The sequence below is a fragment of the Micromonospora sp. NPDC049891 genome (assembly GCF_040660295.1).
GTDB lineage: Bacteria > Actinomycetota > Actinomycetes > Mycobacteriales > Micromonosporaceae > Micromonospora.
Window position 1 is genome coordinate 205,982 of record NZ_JBFAML010000007.1, and the last position, 18,383, is coordinate 224,364.

Below are 18,383 nucleotides of genomic sequence, written 5' to 3' on the forward strand. Positions count from 1 at the left end.
CGCTCCGCGCCGCCACGAGGCACCCTGACGATCCCCTCGCTCATTCGGTCACCGTGCCGAGCACCGTGCCGTCCGGCCCGGCCACATGCACCGGCGCGTCAGCAGCCAGATCACGCACGGCCGCGTACCCGGCACCGTCCAGCGTGGACGCCTCGGTCACCACCACCGCGGCCTCCAGCCGGGTGGCACCCGCGGCAGCCGCCGAAGCGACAGCCAGTTGCAGCGCGGTGATGGTCAGCGAGGGCAGCGACACGCTGGCGGCCGCGTAGGTCCGGCCGTCCTGGTCCCGGACCGCAGCCCCCTCCACGGCACCCACCCGTCCCCGGGCACCACGGGCGAGGATGACCAGCTTGCCGTCCTCGGCGCTCAGTTCGGAGCCGGTGGGCCGGGCGGTCGGTACGGCGGGTGACTCAGGCATCGGCGGGCTGCCTCTCCTCGGATCGGTCGTTGTCGGAACGGGACGCGGTCGGCGGGCCGCCCGGGTCGTCAGGCGTGTCTGTCGGCTCCACCCGGCGCACCAGCACCGTGTCGATCCGGTTGCGGCGACCGGTGGTGCCCTCGGCGACCAGTCGCAGACCGGCCACCTCGACCTGCGCACCCGGGATCGGCACCCGCCCCAGGGTCTGCGCGAGCAGACCACCCACGGTCTCCACCTCGTCGTGCGGCAGCTCGGTGTCGAACAGCTCGCCGAGATCCTCGACCGGCAGCCGGGCGGTGACCCGCACCGCACCGTCGGGCAACTGCTCGACCGGCGGACGCTCGACGTCGTACTCGTCGGTGATCTCCCCGACGATCTCCTCGAGAATGTCCTCGATGGTGACCAGGCCACCGGTGCCGCCGTACTCGTCCACCACGATGACCAGGTGATTGCGGGCGGCCTGCATCTCCGACAGCAGATCGTCGACGGGCTTGGACTCGGGCACGAACGTCGCCGGCCGCATCAGCTCGGCCACCGGCAGCTGATGGTCCTCCGCGGCCCCGCCCTGGGTACGGCGGATCAGGTCCTTGAGATAAAGGATGCCGAGCACGTCGTCGACACTCTCGCCGATCACCGGAATCCGGGAGAAGCCGGAACGCAGGAACAGCACGAGCGCCTGGGACAGGTTCTTGCCCGACTCGATCCACACCATCTCGGTACGCGGCACCATCACCTCGCGGGCGATCGTGTCACCGAGGGCGAAGACCGAATGGATCATCTGCCGTTCGCCGTGCTCCACCACGCCCCGCTGCTCGGCGAGGTCGACCAGTTCCCGCAGCTCGACCTGGGTGGCGAACGGGCCCTCCCGGAAACCACGACCCGGGGTGACCGCGTTACCGATCAGGATCAGCAGGGAGGCCAGCGGGTTGAGCACCCGACCCAGCCAGCGCACCAGCGGGGCGGCCGAACGGCCCACCGCGTACGCGTGCTGCCGGCCCAGGGTGCGCGGACCGACGCCGACCACGACGAAGCTGACCACGGTCATCGCCCCGGCGGTGACCAGCGCCGCACGCCAGCCCGCGCCGAAGGTGTCCACCGCCACCAGCGCCACAAGCGTGGTAGCGGTCAGCTCGGCGAGCAGCCGGAGCAGAAGCAGGAGATTGAGGTGCCGGACCACGTCACCGGCGACCGCCTGGAGGGTCCGGGCTCCCCGGACCTCCTCGCGGGCCAGTTCGGCCGCCCGGGCCGGGGAGACCGCGGCCAGCGCGGCCTCGGTCATCGCGATCAGGCCGGCGAGCACCACCAGCCCGGCAGCGAAGACGAGCAGTTGCAGGTCGGGTAGGCCGGTGGCGGCCGCGGCCAACGGAGTGTCCATCACCGGGAGCGGGCCGACCGCCAGCTCGCCAGCAACCGGGCCTGGAGCCCGAACATCTCCCGCTCCTCCTCCGGCTCCGCGTGGTCGTAGCCGAGCAGGTGCAGGACACCGTGCACGGTGAGCAGGTGCAACTCGTCGGCGGTGCTGTGCCCGGCGGTCGCGGCCTGCTTCGCCGCCACCTCCGGGCAGAGCACGATGTCGCCGAGCAGCGCCGGCTCACCAGCCGCGGCGGCGGTCTCACCCGGCCCGTGGTCGACGCTGCCCTCGTCCATGGGGAAGGCAAGCACGTCGGTCGGGCCGTCGCCGCCCATCCAACGATGGTTCAGCTCGGTCATGTAGTCGACGTCGACAAGCAACACGGAGAGTTCGGCGAGCGGGTTGACCCCCATCTCGTCGAGCGCGTGCCGGGCCACGGCGAGCACGGCGTCGGTGTCGACCTCGGCACCGGACTCGTTGGCGATCTCGATGGACAACTGTCTTCCCTCGGTCTAGCGGCGCCGGCCGCCGCGGTTGCCCTGGGCACTACGCCCGGACACCGCGTGCACGCCCTGCGCCTGCTGGTTCTCGGCGTCCCACCGCGCGTACGCGTCGACGATCTCCCCGACCAACCGGTGGCGTACCACGTCGGCGCTGGACAGCTGCGCGAAGTGCACATCCTCGACGCCGTCCAGGATGTCCCGCACGATGCGCAGCCCGCTTGTCGTCCCGCCGGGCAGGTCGACCTGGGTGACGTCGCCGGTGACCACGATCTTGGAGCCGAAGCCGAGCCGGGTGAGGAACATCTTCATCTGCTCGGGCGTGGTGTTCTGCGCCTCGTCGAGAATGATGAACGCGTCGTTGAGCGTGTTGTGCGTGACCAGGAAGTCATCGGTGACGTACAGCGAATCCTCCGCCGCCACCTGGATGCACATCGTCTCCTGGACACCTGCGGGAACGATCGAGTCAATGAAACGCATCGGCCGGCCGCCGCCGCACTCCTCGTACCGCTGGCGCTTACGCGACAACCGGAACGGCGCTACGCCCTCCGGCAAGCGGATCTCCACGACATATGCGTCCGACCGGTACGCGACCGGTCGACCGTTGGCCAGGCCCGGCTTGCGGCCTTCGGCCGCCCGAACACGCCACGTCGCCACGCCACCGAGTGACTGGACCAGGTGGACGACGTCGTCACGCAGTCGGGGAGAGGTGGTCGAGTACTGCACCCGGCAGGTACGTCCCGCCTGAACGACCGGCCCGCCGTCGGTGTCCAGCAGCCCTTGCAGGACGGCCAGCCGGACATCGGCGCTGTTCCGGAGATATGCGGACGGCACGAACTTGGTGCCCGACTTCGTGCCGGCCAGACCCAGCTCGCGGAGCGCGACAGTCACCGGGTTGGCGACGATCACACCGCCGCGGTGACCCTTGGTGTGCCGGAGCACATAGTCGTATTCGCTCTTGCGGTGCAGCTCGATGTCGACGAGGTTGTCCTCGATCGCCCGGGCGAGTTCAGGGTCCGCCGTGGTGAACCCCGGCGTCGTGCGGCACGAGATCGACCCGTCACCGAGCAGCAGGCCGAGGACGTACGGATCGAGCGGAACGTCCTGCGGCTCCAGCTGGACCGGAGCCACCACCGGCAGTTCGTAACGGCGGATGTATCCCCGCCGCTCCTGCCCGATCATCTCCTGGGTCTCCAGCGTGCGTCGGCGACCACGCCGCTTGTCCTCGGGGGTGGCGACCGTCCAGAGGTGCTCACCGCAGCACAGGGTGGAGGCCCCGTCCTGCGTGGTCACCCGGTAGACCTGCTTGGGCCCCTGCGGGTAGATCCCGATCACCGGGGTCGGCATGCCGTTCGAGCCGATCACCAGATCGCCGACCTGGAGTGAGCCGAACCGCTTGAAGCCTTCCGGCGTCAGAACGCGGGCGTCGTACGGCTGCGCCCGACCCCTCATATATGCCAGCGGGGCGACCTCGATCGTCCCGGCCGCCATCAGCTTCGGGATGGTCTCCGGGTCGAGCATGTCGTGCAGCGCGTCGTAGAGCGGACGCAGGTAGGGGTCGATCTTCTCGTTGAGCGTGCCGGGCAGGAAGCCCAGTCGCTCACCCGCCTCGACCGCCGGCCGGGTCAGGATGATCCGGTTGATCTGCTTGGCCTGCAACGCCTGCACCGCCTTGGCCATGGCGAGGTAGGTCTTACCGGTACCCGCAGGGCCGATGCCGAAGACGATCGTGTGCCCGTCGATCGCGTCGACGTAGCGCTTCTGCCCGAGCGTCTTGGGACGGATGGTGCGCCCGCGCCGGGAGAGGATGTTGAGGGTCAGCACCTCGGCGGGTCGCTCCGTACCACCCTGTTCGAGCATGCCGACGGTACGCCGGACAGCATCTGTGGTCAGGGTCTCGCCTTTCTCGATGAGTTCGAGCAGCTCGCTGAAGAGCCGCTCGGCGAGGGCGTTGTCGGCGGGAGCGCCGGTGATGGTGATCTCGTTGCCACGCACGTGCACGTCACTGTTCACCGAGCGCTCGACCAGTCGCAGGATCTCGTCACCCGCGCCGAGCAGGTTGACCATGATCTTCGAGTCGGGGACCGTGATCCTGGTCTGCACCCGGGGCGGGCCGGGAGGTGGGGTGCCGGTCATAGGTCGGGCCCGAGGGCCCTGCGCCACCTGCTCTCGATCTCGGTGCCGGCCCATGGCTCGGCGCGCGGACGTTGCATCCATGGTATCGGGTCAACGGCGCGGACACGCTGCCCATTTCCGCCGCCGTGGCGTCCCGGCACCACCGGACAGAACAGGCATTCCGCCCAGGTCAAGCGCGGAAGTCGAAGCCCTCGAAGGTCTCCTGACGGCGGGTGAACCGGTACGTCGCCCAGTGCATCCGGACCACCACGCCGGCGGAGTCCCGGGTCAGCCGGAGCAGCTCACCGTTCTCCCGGCCGGAGACGGTACGGAACACGTCCGGTCGCTGCGGCACCGGGGCGAACACCGCGGGCGGCTTCCCCGGGGGGTCACCGGCGCCACGGGCCCGCAGCGCCCCCTCGTGCCACGAGAAGACGTACTCGAAGCCCTCGCCCCACCAGCGGCCGAGCAGCCCGCGCAGCTCCGGCGGCGCCGGATCACCGGGACGCCACGGATCGATGTCGGCCGGGTCGTGCTCGACCGCCTCGGCGAGCAGCCGGTGCGGCAGCTCCAGCAGCTCGGTGGCGGTGCCGGAGGAGCCCAGCACGGCAGCGCCGAAAGCGGCGGGGGTGCCCTCGCCGCCCCGCCGGCCGTACACCCCGGCGAGGAAGCCGGGCATCGCCCCGTCGTGCCCCACGTGCACCACCCGCTCCCCCTGCGGCACCAGGATCAGGCCGAGACCGAACCCGCCGGCCCACACGGCCTCGTCGGTGACCGTCACCGGCCAGCGCATCTCGTCCAGGGTGGCCGGAGTGAGCACCCGGCCCGCCGCGTCCACCGCCGCCGGGTCGGCCAGGAAGGCGGCCCACCGGGCCATGTCGGTAGCCGTGCTCCACAGTTGCGCGGCCGGCCCCACCGCGCCGAAGTCGGTGGGTGGTTCCGGATGGGCCTCGTCGGAGTACGCGTCGACCAGGAATCCGGTCGCGGCGCGCGGCCCCGGGGTGACACTGGTGGCGGTCAGCCCGAGCGGGGTCAGCACCCGCTCGGTGAGCACCTCCGCCCAGGTGCCGCCGCGTACCTGCCCGACCAGGCGGCCGAGCAGCGCCATGCCCAGGTTCGAGTAGTGGTAGCGGCGCCCGCTCGGCAGCACCCGCTCGGCCCGGGCCAGTTCGGCGATCAGTTGGTCGGCGTCCGGTGCGCGCAGCGTGTCCCAGACGTCGCCGTACGGCTCCCGTTGCAGGCCGGCGGTGTGCGACAGCAACCGGCGTACGGTCAGCTCGCCGTGCGCCGGCAGGTCGAGGTGGCGCCGCAACGGGTCGTCGAGGTCGAGCAGCCCGGCGTCGCGGCACTGCATGACGAGGACGGCGGTGAAGGTCTTGGTCACCGAGCCGATCCGGAACCGGGTCTGCTCGTCCAGCGCCGTGTCGTTGCCGGTGCCGCCAGCGGTGCACGTCCACAGCGGCCGGTCGGCCCGGTGCACCGCCGCCGAGACCGCCGGCACCCGGGCCTGCGCCTGGACCTGCCGGACCATCCGTTCCAGGCGACCGGCGGCGGAGGTGCGGCCGGCGGCGGAGGTCATCCGATACTCCGGGCCAGCATCGGGCCGAGTGGTGCGCCGCCAAGCACGTGGGCGTGCACGTGGAAGACCTCCTGACCGCCGTACGCGCCGGTGTTGAACATCAGCCGGAACCCGTCGCCGAGCAGTCCCTCGTCCTCGGCCACCGCGGCGGCCGTGGCCAGGACCTCGCCGGCCAGCGCCGGATCACCCTGGCCGAGCGTGGCCACGTCCGCGTAGTGCTCCTTCGGCACGACCAGCACGTGTACCGGCGCCTTCGGGTCGATGTCGCGGAAGGCGAGCGTGGTGGGCGTCTCACGGACCACGGTGGCCGGAATCTCTCCGGCGACGATGCGGCAGAACAGACAGTCGCTTCCCATCCGGGCAGTGTAAGGAAGTGATCCTCGGCGACGTTCGCGCGACGCTCACCAACGCAGCAGGCGGGTGGCGAGGACCGCCAGGGCGGCCACGCCCGCGGTGGAGGTGCGCAGCACCGAGGTGCCGAGCCGTACCGGTCGCGCGCCGGCTTCCTGGAAGGTCGACAGCTCGTCCGGGGTGATGCCGCCCTCGGGCCCCACCACCAGCACGATCTCGCCGTGATCGGGCAGCTCGACGGTGGTCAGCCGGTCGGTCGCCTCCTCGTGCAGCACGTACCCGGCCGCCGCCCCGGCGATCCGGCGCGCCACCGAGGCGGTGGCCTCGTCGGGTGCTCCGGCCATCACCGGCAGCCACGCCCGTCGGGCCTGCTTCGTCGCCTCGCGGGTGGTGGCGACCCACCTGCCGCGGGCCCGTACGCCCCGGTCACCGCGCCACTGCACCACCGAGCGACTCGCCGCCCAGGGGACTATCTCGTCCACGCCGGCCTCGGTCATCGCCTGCACGGCCAGCTCGCCCCGGTCGCCCTTGGCGATGCCCTGGACCACCACCAGCCGGGGGTTCGCCGCGTCGACGTACCCCCGGTCGGTCACGTCGAGGTCGAGGGTGCCCCGGCCGACGGCGGTGACCACGGCGGTGGCCGTGCCGCCCCGGCCGTCGGCGAGCAGCACCTGCTCGCCGACCCGCAGCCGTTGCACGGTGGCGGCGTGGTGGCCCTCGGGGCCGTCCAACACCATCGACGCGGCGGTCGGCAGCGACTCGACCAGAAACAGCGGGGCGGACACGTCAGGCGTGGCCGTTGAAGGCGTCGCGCATCCGGGAGAAGAAGCCGCCCTGCTTGGTCAGCTCGGCGACCTCCTCACCGCGGGTCTTGGCGAACTCGCGCAGCATCCGCTCCTGCTCGGCGTCGAGCTTGGTGGGGGTGCGCACGTCCAGGTGGACGTAGAGGTCGCCCCGCCCGGCTCCGCGCAGGTGCGGTACGCCACGGGCCCGCAGCCGCAGGGTGCTGCCCGGCTGGGTGCCCGGCTTGACGTCCACCGGTTCCTCGCTGTCGAGCGTCTTGATGGTCAGCCGAGTGCCGAGCGCGGCGGCGGTCATCGGCACGGTGACCCGGCAGTGCAGGTCGTCGCCCTTGCGGGAGAAGACGTCGTGTGGCCGTTCGTGGATCTCCACGTAGAGGTCACCGGCGGTGCCGCCGCCCGGGCCGACCTCGCCCTGCTGGGCGAGGCGGATGCGCATGCCGTCCTCCACCCCGGCGGGGATCTTGACGGTCAGCGACCGACGGGTGCGCACCCGGCCGTCACCGGCGCAGGTCGGGCAGGGGTGCGGGATGGTGGTGCCGTAACCCTGGCAGACCGTGCACGGCCGGGCGGAGACCACCTGGCCGAGGAAGGTGCGCTGCACCGACTGCACCTCGCCCCGACCGCCACACGCCTCGCAGGTGGCCAGGTGGGTGCCGGCGGCGGTGCCGGCACCGGAGCAGGTGGTGCAGAGCACCGCCGTGTCGACGGTGATCGGCGCCTCGACGCCGAAGGCGGTCTCCTGAAGGTCCAGTTCCAGGCGCAGGATCGCGTCGGCACCGGGGCGGGTACGCGGTCGCGGGCCTCGTCCGGCGCCGGTGGCGCCGCCAAAGAACGCGTCCATGATGTCCTGGAAGCCGACGAAGGGTCCGGCCCCGCCGGGGCCGCCCGGACCGCCGGGCCCACCCCCGCCCGGTGCCAGCGGGTCCCCGCCCAGGTCGACGATCTGCCGTTTCCGATCGTCCGAGAGGACCTCGTACGCGGCGTTGATGTCCTTGAACTTCTCCTGTGCCTCCGGGTCCGGGTTCACGTCCGGATGGAACTGGCGCGCCAGCTTGCGGTAGGCGCGCTTGATCTCGTCATCGGAGGCACCCTTGCTCACGCCGAGAATGCCGTAGTAGTCCCTGGCCACTGCGTTCCGTGTCCTCGTGTTCGTCTCGAGTTACGCCGTTCGGCGGCGGCAGCCTGCCGTCGGCCCTGACTTGTCAGTTCTGGGCCAGCAGCTCGCCCACGTAGCGTGCCACGGCCCTCACCGTGGCGATGGTTCCGGGGTAGTCCATCCGGGTCGGTCCCAGCACGCCCATCCCCCCGACGATGGTCGCGCCCGGGCCGTACCCGGTGCTGACCACGGAAGCCGCCCGCAGGTTGTCGTACTCGTTCTCGTCGCCGATGCGTACCCGCAGGGTGCTCGGCTCCACCTCACCGATGAGCTTGAGCAGCACGACCTCCTCCTCAAGAGCTTCGAGGATGGGGCGCAACGAGCCCTGGAAGTCGAGCAGGCCGCCCCGGGCGAGGTTCGCGGTGCCGGCCAGGGCGAGCCGTTCCTCGTGCCGTTCGACGAGGGTCTCCAGCAGCACGGTGGACAGGGTCGTCATGGCCGGGCGCAGGTGCGGCGCACAGTCGTCGATCAGGGCCTGCACCAGCGGCGGGGTCTCCGACAGGCGGACTCCGACGAGTTTCTCGTTGACCAACCGGCGCAGGTCCAGGACGTCGTCGGCGAGGACCGGTGCGGGCAGCTCGACAAGCCGCTGCTCGACCCGGCCGGTGTCGGCGATCATCACGAGCATCAGCCGGGTGGTGGAGATCGGCACCAGTTCCAGGTGACGCACCCGGGACCGGGCCAGGCTCGGGTACTGCACGACGGCGACCTGACGGGTCAGCTGCGCCAGCAGCCGCACCGTGCGGTGCACCACGTCGTCGAGGTCGACGGCGCCGGCCAGGAAGCGCTCGATCGCCCGGCGTTCGGCCGGGCTGAGCGGCTTGACCCGGCTCAGCCGGTCGACGAAGAGTCGGTAGCCACGATCGGTGGGCACCCGCCCCGCGCTGGTGTGCGGTTGGCGGATGTAGCCCTCCTCCTCCAGCACGGCCATGTCGTTACGGACCGTGGCCGGTGAGACACCCAGCTGGTGTCGCTCGACGAGCGACTTGCTGCCGACCGGCTCCTGGGTGGCGACGTAGTCCTCGACGATCGCCCGGAGCACGGCGAGCTTGCGGTCGTCCAGACCCATCATTCCCACCTCCTGTCGCAGGTCAGCCCTCAGCGTCACAGCCACCGCAGGAACACTCTGGCACTCGACTGTAGCGAGTGCCAGTCTACGTCGGGGTCCCCGTCGACGCGATGATCAAGTCAGCACGTCCATCATCGAACCGATCGGCGGGTTGACACTCGCCGGTGTCGCTCTGGTGCGCCGTTGCCGGTGACACCTACCGTGACCCCCATGACTGAACCACCTCGTCCCCCGGACTCCGGCGACGAACCCACGACACCACTGTCCGGCTCGCCTGGCCAGAGCGACTATCCCCCGCCCGGCGGCTATCCACCCCCCACCGGCGACCAGCCGCCGCCGGCCGGCTATCCCCCACCCGGCGGGTACCCGCCCGGCGGCTACCCGCCGCCGCCGGGAGCCCCCGGTGTCGGCTACCCGACCGGCGGTTACGGCGCACCGGGTGGCGGCTACGCCAACAACGAGGACAAGACCTGGGTCCTGATCGCCCACTTCGGTGGCCCGCTCGGCGTGGTCGTCGGCGGCGGGCTCTTCGGCTGGGTGGCGCCGCTGATCGCGATGATGACCCGGGGGCAGCAGTCCCCGATCGCCCGGGCACACTCGGTGGCCGCGCTGAACTTCCAGCTCACCTGGGCCATTGTCGGCGTGCTGAGCTGGGTGCTCGCCACGATCACCTGCGGCATCCTGTTCTTCGCGCCGATCATCGCGGGGATCGTGCCGGTGATCTTCGGCATCATCGGCGGGGTCAAGGCCAACGAAGGGGTGCTCTACCAGTATCCGATGAGCTACTCGTTCGTGAAGCGCTGACCGGTCGGGCCGCCTGGTGACGGGGATCAGGGAAGCAGGTCGCGGACCACGGCGTCGGCGAGCAGCCGGCCGCGCAGGGTGAGCACGGCGCGGCCGGCGGCGTGGGCGGGCTCAGCGAGCAGGCCCTCGGCCAGTGCCCGCGCCGCGCCGGCTCGCCCGGCGTCGGTCAGCACGTTCAGCGGCAGGCCGGCGGCCAGCCGCAACCGGAGCATGACCTCCTCCATGTGCGCCTCGTCGCCGGTGAGCACCTCCCGGGCCTGCCCGGGTGACTCCCCGGTGGCGAGGCGTTTCGCGTACGCCCCGGGATGCTTGACGTTCCACCAGCGCACTCCGCCGACGTGGCTGTGCGCCCCCGGCCCGAGGCCCCACCAGTCCCCGCCGGTCCAGTAGAGCAGGTTGTGCCGGCAGCGCGCCTGCGGCGTGCGGGCCCAGTTGGAGACCTCGTACCAGGAGAAACCGGCCGCGTCGAGGGCGGACTCGGCGGCCAGGTACCGGTCGGCGGCCACGTCCTCGTCCGGGTACGGCAACTCGCCCCGGCGCATCCGGGTGGCCAGCCGGGTGCCGTCCTCGACGATCAGGGCGTACGCGCTGACGTGGTCCACGCCCGCGGCCACCACCTGGTCCAACGAGGCGGCGAAGTCCTCGGCCCGCTCCCCCGGCGTCCCGTAGATCAGGTCGAGGTTGACGTGCTCGAACCCGGCGTCGCGGGCCTCCAGCGCGGCGGCGGTGGCCCGGCCGGCGCTGTGCCGGCGGTCGAGCACGGCGAGCACCCCGGGCGCGGCCGACTGCATGCCCAGTGAGATCCGGGTGTACCCGGCCGCGCGCAGCTCCTTCAGCGAGGTGGTCGTCACCGACTCCGGGTTGGCCTCGGTGGTCACCTCCGCGTCGGCGGCCAGCCCCCAGGTCCGGTCGATCGCGTCGAGGATCCGGGCCAGGTCGTCGGCGGGCAGCAGGGTGGGGGTGCCGCCGCCGACGAAGACCGTGTCCACCCGGGTGGGCGGAGTCTCGCCCAGCACCCGGGCGGCGAGCGTCAGCTCCGCCAGCACGGCGTCGGCGTAGCCCTCCCGACTCGCGCCACCGCCCAGCTCGTCGGCGGTGTACGTGTTGAAGTCGCAGTAGCCGCAGCGGCTCGCGCAGAAGGGCACGTGCACGTACACCCCGAAACCCCGGGCGCCGACGGACGCTCGGGCGGGTGCGGGCAGCGACCCGTCGGCTGGGACGGGCTCGCCTGCTGGAAGGACGCCGGGCATGGCCACTAGTGTGCCCTCACATGACCTCTCCCGACGCGCTCGTGCGGGTCGCCACGGCCCACGGGGTGACCACGCTCACCCTGGACAGTCCGCACAACCGCAACGCGCTCTCCACGCCGCTGATGACCGAACTGCTGGCCGGGCTCGCGGTCGCGGTCGCCGACGACGCGGTCCGGGTGATCGTGCTCGACCACACCGGGCCGGTCTTCTGCTCCGGAGCCGACCTGAAGGAGACCGCGGCGGCGTACGCCAGCGGCACGGTGCCCGCCGGGATGCTGGGTGACGTGCTCGCGGCGGTCCGGGAGTGCCCGAAGCCGGTGCTGGCGAAGGTCGCCGGCCCGGCCCGGGCCGGCGGCCTGGGTCTGATCGCGGCGGCCGACCTGGCGGTCTGCGCGGCGGAGGCAACGTTCGCCTTCACCGAGGTACGGATCGGGGTGATCCCCGCGGTGATCTCCGCGACGGTGCTGCCTCGACTGTCTTCCCGGGCGGCGGCCGAGCTGTACCTGACCGGCGACACCTTCGACGGGCGGCGGGCGGCCGAGATCGGCCTGGTCACCGCCGCGGTGCCGGCGGAGGAGTTGTCCGCCGTGGTGCACCGGTACTGCGATTCGCTGGTGCGGGGTGCTCCGGCGGCGTTGGCCGGGGTGAAGCAACTGCTGCGCCGGCCGGCCCCCGTCGACCTGCGCGCCGAGCTGACCGAGCTGGCGGAGTTGTCCACCGGGTACTTCCTGTCGGCGGACGGCATCGAGGGCGTCACCGCGTTTCGGGAGAAGCGGCCGGCTCGTTGGGTGGCGGAACTCGGCAGGTGATCCACGGCCGGGACGGGGAACCTCAGGTCGGCGCACGGACGGCGCGCGGGGGTGGAACCGGTCGGACGACCCGGACTGGTCGATGAGGGACGTACGCTTGGCGGACCTTGACACAGGAGGTGCGGGTGCGAACTCGGGCTGTCGCGACGGGCTTCGTGGTCCTCGTCCTGATCGCCGCGATCGGGTTGATCGTGGTGCTGAGGCAGGCTGGTGAGGGGCTACGGCTGCCGCTGGCCGGCCGGGCCTGCACGGTGCAGGCCGACGGCGAGGTGACTCTGGACTCGCAGCAGATGGCGAACGCGGCGACGATCGCGGCGATCGGCGTGCAGCGCGAGATGCCCGAGCGGGCGGTGGTGGTGGCGCTGGCCACCGCGTACCAGGAGTCCGGGCTGCGCAACCTGGCTGGCGGTGACCGCGATTCCGTGGGGCTGTTCCAGCAGCGGCCGAGTCAGGGTTGGGGCACGCCGACCCAGATCCGCGACCCCCGGTACGCGGCCGGGAAGTTCTACGCGGCGTTGAAGAAGGTGCGCGGCTGGGAGGACATGCGGGTCACCGACGCCGCGCAGAAGGTGCAGCGCTCGGCCTTCCCGGAGGCGTACGAGAAGTGGGCCGACGAGTCGCAGGTACTCACCCGGGCGCTGCTCGGTAACGCCACCACGGCGGTCACCTGCACGGTGGGCGGCGATCCGGTGATGCGCGGCGCCGCAGCCATCGCCGCGCTGGCCAAGGGGTTGACGCTCGACTGGGGTCTGACCGAATTCTCACCGGCCGAGGACTCCGGACCGGGCTCGGACTACTTCGCCACCGAGGTGGACCGCGAGGTCGGCCTGGCGAGCCTGACGGTGGGCATCCGCGCCGCCGCGACCCGCTCGGCCGACGCCCCGCAGACGATCCCCGAGGGGGAGCGGGCCGGCTGGCGGTACGCGCACTGGCTGGTCTCCCATGCGAAGGAGCACGGGGTGAAGCGGGTCGCCTTCGACGGCCGGGAGTGGACCGCCAAGCGCGGCACCTGGAAGCGTCTGCCGGAGAGCGAACGCAGCAGCGGACAGGTCCAGGCCGAGGTCCACGCGGACGTCTGAGCAGCCTCGATCTCCTTACCCGCAGTCACCGCAAAATCGGGCTATTCGCTATATAAGCACTCGTCCCACCACGTTGCGTAACTTGCGGTAGTCGGACAAGCGCCATCAGTCGTCATGCCCGCGGAAAGCTCACGGGGTGCCCCCCGGGCGGTCTCCGCGCGCGTTACGATCGGCGGCCTGTGCCAGAAATGGTTTCACCTCTTGGGGAGGGGTACGACGTGGCGTTCGACTACGGCGACCGGACCGGCTATGAACCGATCAGTGACGTCGACCGCAAGGAGTTTCACGAGCAGGGCTTTCTCCTGCTGCGGAACGTCCTGACCGAGGATCACCGGGCCGCTCTGGAGGCCGCGGTCGACCGGGTGTACGAGGAGGAGAAGGCCAAGGGCACCACCACCAAGGACGGCACCCTGCACCTGCTGGGCTTCCTTGAGCGGGACGAGCTCTTCGGCGAGCTGCTCACCCACCCGATCGCCTTCCCCTACATGTGGGGGCTGGCGGGCTGGAACATCTACACCCACCACAACCACCTCGACGTCACGCCGCCGGCGTTGGAGCCCGAGAAGCCGTACTGGGGTTGGCACCAGGACGGGTACCGGCAGAACTCCGACCCGGAGACGATGGACCCGAACCTGCCGCGGCCGATGTTCTCGCTGAAGGTCGCCTACGTGCTCTCCGACCTGTCGGAGAAGGGTCGGGGCGCGACGAAGGTGATCCCGGGCAGCCACCTGTGGAACTCGCTGCCCCGCCCGACGGACCTGAGCGTGCACAACCCGGATCCGGAGGGCACGGTCGAGATCACCGCCAACCCGGGTGACGCCTTCATCTTCGACCGCCGCCAGTGGCACTCCCGGTCGACGAACCTGTCGAACATCACCCGCAAGATGCTGTTCGTCGGCTACACCTACCGGTGGATCCGTCCGCTCGACGAGCTGCACCCCGACAAGGACGGCGAGTGGTACCGCAACCGCACGCCGGTGCAGCGTCAGCTGCTCGGTGAGGGCACCCACACGGCCAACTACTGGGGCATCAACTGGGACGGCTACATCGACGACGAGATCCCGCTGCGCAAGGAGCTCAAGCAGCGCGGTCTGCTCAACCGCAACATCCCCTGGCTCCGCTGACCGGACCGTGACGAAAAGGTCCCGCCTGCCACGACCAGTCGTGGCAGGCGGGACCTTTCGCGTCATCTCGGACGTGGCCGGGGCTGGCCCGCCGGTCGTCAGCCGGCCGGTGCGCCGAGGCGGCGACGCGCCTTCTCCCGGATCGGCTCGGGCAGATCGTCGGCCGCCAGCAACCGGGGCAGCAGCGCCGGCTCCAGGGTGAGCGCCCGGAACACCTCGCCGACGGTCACCCCGTGCGCCGGCCGGTGCACGATCTCGATCGGGTCGCCGGCACCCACCGCGCCCTCGCGCACCACCCGCAGGTACGCGCCAGGGGTCGCCCGCACGGTGAACCGCTTGATCAGATCCGGTACGCCCCAGAAGCCGGCGAAGGTGGCGCACGGGGTACGGGGCATGGTCACCTGGAGCAGCACCTCACCGGCGGCCCACTGCTCGCCGATCACGGCGCCGGTCACGTCGACCGCGTACGTGGTGAGGTTCTCACCGAAGCCGCCGGGGTCGATGGTGCGCCCGAGGTCCGCCTCCCACCAGGCCGCGTCCTCCCCCGCGTACGCGTAGACAGCCTTGTCCGGACCACCGTGGTGGGCCCGTTCACCGATGAAGTCACCGGCCACCCCGTCGGTACGGAAGAGCACCGGAGCGTCGGCCGGCCGCTTGTCGATGCCGCTGCGCCCGCTCGCGTCACCGGCCCACGCCGCCTCGGTCACGATGCCGACGTTCACCGATGCCACCCTGCCCGTCATGATCCGCATCCTACGGGAGCGGCCCGGTCGCCCCTCAGCCCTTGACGGCCCCGGTGACCAGGCCGGCGACCATCCGCCGCTGCACCAACAGGAAGAAGACGATGACCGGCAGGGTGAACAGCGTGGAGGCGGCCATCACCGGCCCCCAGGCGGTGTCGTCGCGGCCGAAGAAGAAGGTCATCGCCACCGGCAGCGTGTACCGGTCCTGGCGGTTGATGAAGGTCAACGCGAAGATCAGCTCGTTCCAGGCGGTGATGAAGGAGAAGATGCTCGTCGCCACGAGGCCCGGTGCCACCAGCGGGAACAGGATCCGGCGGAAAATCTGCGCCCGGCTGGCCCCGTCGATGGCGGCGGCCTCCTCCAGTTCCCGGGGGACCGCCGCGACGAAGCCGCGCAGCATCCAGATCGCGAACGGCAGCGAGAAGCCGAGGTAGGTCAGGATCAGGCTGGGCAGGGTGTTGTACAACCCGATCCGCTGGATCATCAGGAACAGCGGGATGACCAGCGCCTCCAGCGGGATCATCTGCACCACCAGCAGCATGATCAGGAAGCTGGTCCGCAGGGTGAACCGGAACCGGGCCACGGCGGTGGCGGCCAGCAGAGCGACAAGCGCGCTCAGCAGCACGGTGGCCACCGCCACCAGGGCGCTGTTGAGAAGGAAGTCGGTGAACCTCACCCCGGGGATGAGATTCCCGGTGAGGATCTGCCGGTAGTGATCCAGCGTCGGCTCGGCGGGCAGCGGGCGCGGGGAACTGGCGAAGATCTCGCCGCTCGGCTTCACCGACGTGGTGATCATCCAGTAGACCGGGAAGGCGGCGAAGAGCGCCACCAGCAGTCCGGCACCGTTGAGCGCCAGGCGCCGCAGCGTACGAGCGTGCCCTCCACCACCCGACCGGCCGGCCGTCACGCCTCGTCCTCCTGCCGGAGCACCAACCGCACGTACACGCCCGTGACGACCAACAGGATGACGGTGAGGATCACCGCGATCGCGGCGCCGAGACCGTACCGGGGCGGGGGTGAGAACGCCTCGGCGTACGAGTAGACCGAGAGCATGAACGTCGGCCGGTCATGGGTGCCACCGGCGAGCACGTAGTACTGGGTGAAGACCTTGAAATCCCAGATGGTGGAGAGCACCACCAGGATGCCGAAGACCGGCCGCAGCAGCGGGACGGTGACCCGCCAGAACACCCGCCACGGCCCGGCACCGTCCACCCGGGCCGCCTCGTGCAGCTCGCCCGGCACGCTCTTGAGCCCGGCCAGCACACTTACCGCCACGAACGGGAACGAGTGCCAGACCACCACCAGGGTGAGAATCGCGAAGAACAGCAGCGGCGAGTTGAACCAGCCGTAGCCGGTCCAGTCGTCGCGCCCGAACAGCGCCCGCGAGAGCCCGTCCGGCAGGGTGTTGAAGGCCCAGGTGACCAGGCCACTGGTGTCGTCGAAGATCCACCTCCAGACGATGGTGCCGGTCAGCGCGGGGGTGGCCCAGGCGAGCATCACGCAGCCGGCCACGAACGCCGCCATCCTCCGGCCCAGGCGGTTGAGCAGCAGCCCCACCAGGGTGCCGAGGATCATCGTCAGCGCCACGTTGGCCGCGGCGAACAGCACGGTGTTGCGCAGCACCGTCCAGAAGAACGGGTCGCTGAGAATCCCTGCGTAGTTGTCCAGCCCGACCCAGGGCCACGCCCGGTCACCGCGCAGCTGACGGACGTTGTCCAGCCGGTGGAAGGACATCACCACCACCTGGCCCAACGGCCAGAGCAGCAGGCCCCCGATGACCACCAGGCAGGGCAGCAACAGCAGGTACGGCAGTCGGTCCACCCGGCGACGCCGCCGCGCGGGGTTCTCCTGCGCGGCGGCCGCCTCCGGCACCTCGGTCAGCGCGGTCACCTGGCGTTGAGGATGCTTTCCATCTCCGCGGCCGCGTCGGCGGTGGCCTGTTCGACCGTCTTCTGACCCTTCATGACCGAGCTGTTCATCGCCTGGGTCACCGTTCTGGTCCGGCTGACCTCCACCCACTTCGGGGTGAGCGGCGTGAGTCTGGTGTTCTGCATGGTGGTCGCGAACGCCGCCATGATCTTGTCATCCGCGTACGTGCTGCCGGCGACGAGGTCGGCGTAGACGGGGAAGAAGCCGAGACTGTCGGCGAACTGCTGGGCGTGCTTCTTGTTCAGCAGCACGGTGAGGTAGTCCCAGGCCAGATCCTGGCGCTGGCTGTCGCGCCAGATGGCGACGTCGGAGCCGCCAGCGAAGGCGGGTGCCGGACGGCCGTCGGGGCCGGGGATGGGGAAGGTGCCCCAGACCTTTTCGATCTCCGGATTGTCCTTGGCGATGGCTCCCTGCTGCCAGCTGCCCGCGAAGGCCATCGCCGCCTTGCCGGTGGCGAACTGGGTACGCGCGTCGATCTCGTTCCAGCCGGCGGCGGCGGGCGGCGCGACCTTGTGCACGGTCACCAGGTCGGTCCAGAAGGTGACCGCCTGACGGGCCTGCGGCGAGGTCAGGCCGGATTTCCAGGCGTCGCCGTCCCGGGTGGCGATCTCGCCCCCGGCGGCCCAGAGGAAGGAGTAGAAGGGCAGCTCCGAATTGCCCGGCACGGCCACGCCGTACGTTCCGGGCCTGGTCGCCTGCACCGCCTTCGCTGCCGCCACCAGGTCGTCCCAGGTCTTCGGGGGCTGCACGCCCGCCTCGGCGAACCAGTCGGTGCGGTAGTACACACCCCGGACACCGGCGTACCACGGCACCCCGTACTGCCGCCCGTCCAGCTGAGCGTTGCGGACCAGATCGGGCAGGATGTCCCGGCTGTCGGCCCAACCGGCCATCCGATCGGTGACGTCGGCGAGCGCCTCCTGCGCGGCCCAGCCCTGGGTTTCGGTGTTACCCAGCTCGGTGACATCAGGTCCCTCGCCGCCGGCCAGCGCGGCCTGGAACTTCTTCGGCGCCTCCAGCCAGGGGACGTACTGCACGATCACGTCGGTGTCGGGGTGCGTGAGCCGGAACTCGGTCTCCACCTCGTCGAGGAACGCGGTCTGCTCGGCACCGCCCTCGCCCATCATCCAGACCGTCAGCCTGCTGGCGTCGGCCGCGTCATCCCCGGAGCCACCGCAGCCCACCAGCACCATCCCGGTCGCGGCCACGACGGCGGTGACCCGGGCCAGCCGTTTCCACAGGTTCACGCCGCTTCCCCTCCCACCGTGCCTGGCATTAACCTTCTGCACCGCACCCTAGTACGAAG

General features: G+C 71.1%; 17 protein-coding genes and 3 pseudogenes. 4 read left to right on the forward strand and 16 right to left on the reverse strand.

The features are described 5' to 3' along the window. Positions 1-40 precede the first annotated feature (40 nt). The 11 genes and pseudogenes from AB0I71_RS12270 to hrcA all read right to left on the reverse strand — a co-directional run bounded on the left by AB0I71_RS12270 (position 41) and on the right by hrcA (position 9,342). Positions 41-418, reverse strand: a complete 378-nt coding sequence (locus tag AB0I71_RS12270) for a cytidine deaminase (protein ID WP_357583727.1) — start codon at positions 416-418, stop codon at positions 41-43. Beyond that, the gene (locus AB0I71_RS12275; protein WP_357583849.1) at positions 411-1,817 is read right to left on the reverse strand and encodes a hemolysin family protein; all 1,407 of its coding nucleotides are present in this window, start codon (positions 1,815-1,817) and stop codon (positions 411-413) included. The genes AB0I71_RS12270 and AB0I71_RS12275 overlap by 8 nt, the downstream gene beginning before the upstream one ends. Continuing rightward, the gene (gene ybeY, locus AB0I71_RS12280; protein WP_357583729.1) at positions 1,793-2,266 is read right to left on the reverse strand and encodes an rRNA maturation RNase YbeY; all 474 of its coding nucleotides are present in this window, start codon (positions 2,264-2,266) and stop codon (positions 1,793-1,795) included. Before ybeY ends, AB0I71_RS12275 begins: the two co-directional genes overlap by 25 nt. A 15-nt stretch (positions 2,267-2,281) precedes the next feature. Beyond that, positions 2,282-2,638: pseudogene (locus tag AB0I71_RS12285) on the reverse strand (PhoH family protein); the annotation flags it as partial. Between the two features lie 261 nt (positions 2,639-2,899). Next, positions 2,900-3,721, reverse strand: a pseudogene (locus AB0I71_RS12290) (LAGLIDADG family homing endonuclease); the annotation flags it as partial. Next, positions 3,710-4,405, reverse strand: a pseudogene (locus tag AB0I71_RS12295) (PhoH family protein); the annotation flags it as partial. The pseudogenes AB0I71_RS12295 and AB0I71_RS12290, both read right to left, overlap by 12 nt. A 169-nt stretch (positions 4,406-4,574) precedes the next feature. Continuing rightward, a complete protein-coding gene (locus tag AB0I71_RS12300; protein ID WP_357583731.1) occupies positions 4,575-5,963 on the reverse strand; it encodes a serine hydrolase domain-containing protein in 1,389 nt (462 codons plus the stop codon). Beyond that, positions 5,960-6,319 (reverse strand): histidine triad nucleotide-binding protein, encoded by a 360-nt coding sequence (locus AB0I71_RS12305; protein WP_357583733.1) that lies wholly within the window; start codon positions 6,317-6,319, stop codon positions 5,960-5,962. The genes AB0I71_RS12300 and AB0I71_RS12305 overlap by 4 nt, the downstream gene beginning before the upstream one ends. A 45-nt stretch (positions 6,320-6,364) precedes the next feature. Beyond that, positions 6,365-7,099 carry a 16S rRNA (uracil(1498)-N(3))-methyltransferase gene (locus AB0I71_RS12310; protein ID WP_357583735.1) on the reverse strand — a complete coding sequence of 245 codons (735 nt, stop codon included), beginning with the start codon at positions 7,097-7,099 and terminating at the stop codon, positions 6,365-6,367. A 1-nt stretch (position 7,100) separates the two neighbouring features. Next, complete coding sequence (dnaJ, locus tag AB0I71_RS12315; protein ID WP_357583737.1) at positions 7,101-8,246, reverse strand: molecular chaperone DnaJ; 1,146 nt, start codon at positions 8,244-8,246, stop codon at positions 7,101-7,103. A gap of 73 nt (positions 8,247-8,319) precedes the next feature. Beyond that, positions 8,320-9,342 (reverse strand): heat-inducible transcriptional repressor HrcA, encoded by a 1,023-nt coding sequence (hrcA, locus tag AB0I71_RS12320; RefSeq protein WP_204005598.1) that lies wholly within the window; start codon positions 9,340-9,342, stop codon positions 8,320-8,322. 210 nt (positions 9,343-9,552) lie between these two features. Here hrcA and AB0I71_RS12325 point away from each other — a divergent pair, with 210 nt between their 5' ends. After that, a complete protein-coding gene (locus tag AB0I71_RS12325) occupies positions 9,553-10,146 on the forward strand; it encodes a DUF4870 domain-containing protein (protein WP_357583739.1) in 594 nt (197 codons plus the stop codon). A gap of 26 nt (positions 10,147-10,172) precedes the next feature. Here AB0I71_RS12325 and hemW read toward each other — a convergent pair whose 3' ends face one another. Continuing rightward, positions 10,173-11,396: a radical SAM family heme chaperone HemW gene (gene hemW / locus AB0I71_RS12330; RefSeq protein WP_357583741.1), complete on the reverse strand. Its 1,224-nt coding sequence runs from the start codon at positions 11,394-11,396 to the stop codon at positions 10,173-10,175. A 20-nt stretch (positions 11,397-11,416) separates the two neighbouring features. Between hemW and AB0I71_RS12335 the strand changes: the two genes are divergently transcribed. The 3 genes from AB0I71_RS12335 (at position 11,417) to AB0I71_RS12345 (ending at position 14,408) form a co-directional block, all read left to right on the forward strand. After that, entirely contained in the window at positions 11,417-12,205 is a 789-nt protein-coding gene (locus AB0I71_RS12335) for an enoyl-CoA hydratase-related protein (RefSeq protein WP_357583743.1), read from the forward strand. Between the two features lie 119 nt (positions 12,206-12,324). Next, positions 12,325-13,284 (forward strand): hypothetical protein, encoded by a 960-nt coding sequence (locus AB0I71_RS12340; RefSeq protein WP_357583851.1) that lies wholly within the window; start codon positions 12,325-12,327, stop codon positions 13,282-13,284. A gap of 218 nt (positions 13,285-13,502) precedes the next feature. Then, the gene (locus AB0I71_RS12345; RefSeq protein ID WP_357583745.1) at positions 13,503-14,408 is read left to right on the forward strand and encodes a phytanoyl-CoA dioxygenase family protein; all 906 of its coding nucleotides are present in this window, start codon (positions 13,503-13,505) and stop codon (positions 14,406-14,408) included. Between the two features lie 98 nt (positions 14,409-14,506). On the opposite strand, the gene AB0I71_RS12350 is transcribed toward AB0I71_RS12345, so the two are convergent. From AB0I71_RS12350 to AB0I71_RS12365, 4 genes are read right to left on the reverse strand one after another with little or no spacing between them, the layout of a single operon-like run. Next, positions 14,507-15,151 carry an MOSC domain-containing protein gene (locus tag AB0I71_RS12350; protein ID WP_357583747.1) on the reverse strand — a complete coding sequence of 215 codons (645 nt, stop codon included), beginning with the start codon at positions 15,149-15,151 and terminating at the stop codon, positions 14,507-14,509. 34 nt (positions 15,152-15,185) lie between these two features. After that, complete coding sequence (locus tag AB0I71_RS12355) at positions 15,186-16,016, reverse strand: carbohydrate ABC transporter permease (protein WP_357583853.1); 831 nt, start codon at positions 16,014-16,016, stop codon at positions 15,186-15,188. A gap of 38 nt (positions 16,017-16,054) precedes the next feature. Continuing rightward, positions 16,055-17,041, reverse strand: a complete 987-nt coding sequence (locus AB0I71_RS12360) for a sugar ABC transporter permease (protein ID WP_357583749.1) — start codon at positions 17,039-17,041, stop codon at positions 16,055-16,057. After that, entirely contained in the window at positions 17,038-18,324 is a 1,287-nt protein-coding gene (locus AB0I71_RS12365) for a sugar ABC transporter substrate-binding protein (RefSeq protein WP_357583751.1), read from the reverse strand. The genes AB0I71_RS12360 and AB0I71_RS12365 overlap by 4 nt, the downstream gene beginning before the upstream one ends. Positions 18,325-18,383: the final 59 nt, after the last annotated feature.

Excerpts from the sequence above, each read along its gene's own strand:
- AB0I71_RS12270 (WP_357583727.1), bottom strand. The coding sequence starts at position 418 with ATGCCTGAGTCACCCGCCGTACCGACCGCCCGGCCCACCGGCTCCGAA.
- AB0I71_RS12300 (WP_357583731.1), bottom strand. The coding sequence starts at position 5,963 with ATGACCTCCGCCGCCGGCCGCACCTCCGCCGCCGGTCGCCTGGAACGG.
- AB0I71_RS12305 (WP_357583733.1), bottom strand. The coding sequence starts at position 6,319 with ATGGGAAGCGACTGTCTGTTCTGCCGCATCGTCGCCGGAGAGATTCCG.
- hrcA (WP_204005598.1), bottom strand. The coding sequence starts at position 9,342 with ATGGGTCTGGACGACCGCAAGCTCGCCGTGCTCCGGGCGATCGTCGAG.
- AB0I71_RS12325 (WP_357583739.1), top strand. The coding sequence starts at position 9,553 with ATGACTGAACCACCTCGTCCCCCGGACTCCGGCGACGAACCCACGACA.
- hemW (WP_357583741.1), bottom strand. The coding sequence starts at position 11,396 with ATGCCCGGCGTCCTTCCAGCAGGCGAGCCCGTCCCAGCCGACGGGTCG.
- AB0I71_RS12335 (WP_357583743.1), top strand. The coding sequence starts at position 11,417 with ATGACCTCTCCCGACGCGCTCGTGCGGGTCGCCACGGCCCACGGGGTG.
- AB0I71_RS12350 (WP_357583747.1), bottom strand. The coding sequence starts at position 15,151 with ATGACGGGCAGGGTGGCATCGGTGAACGTCGGCATCGTGACCGAGGCG.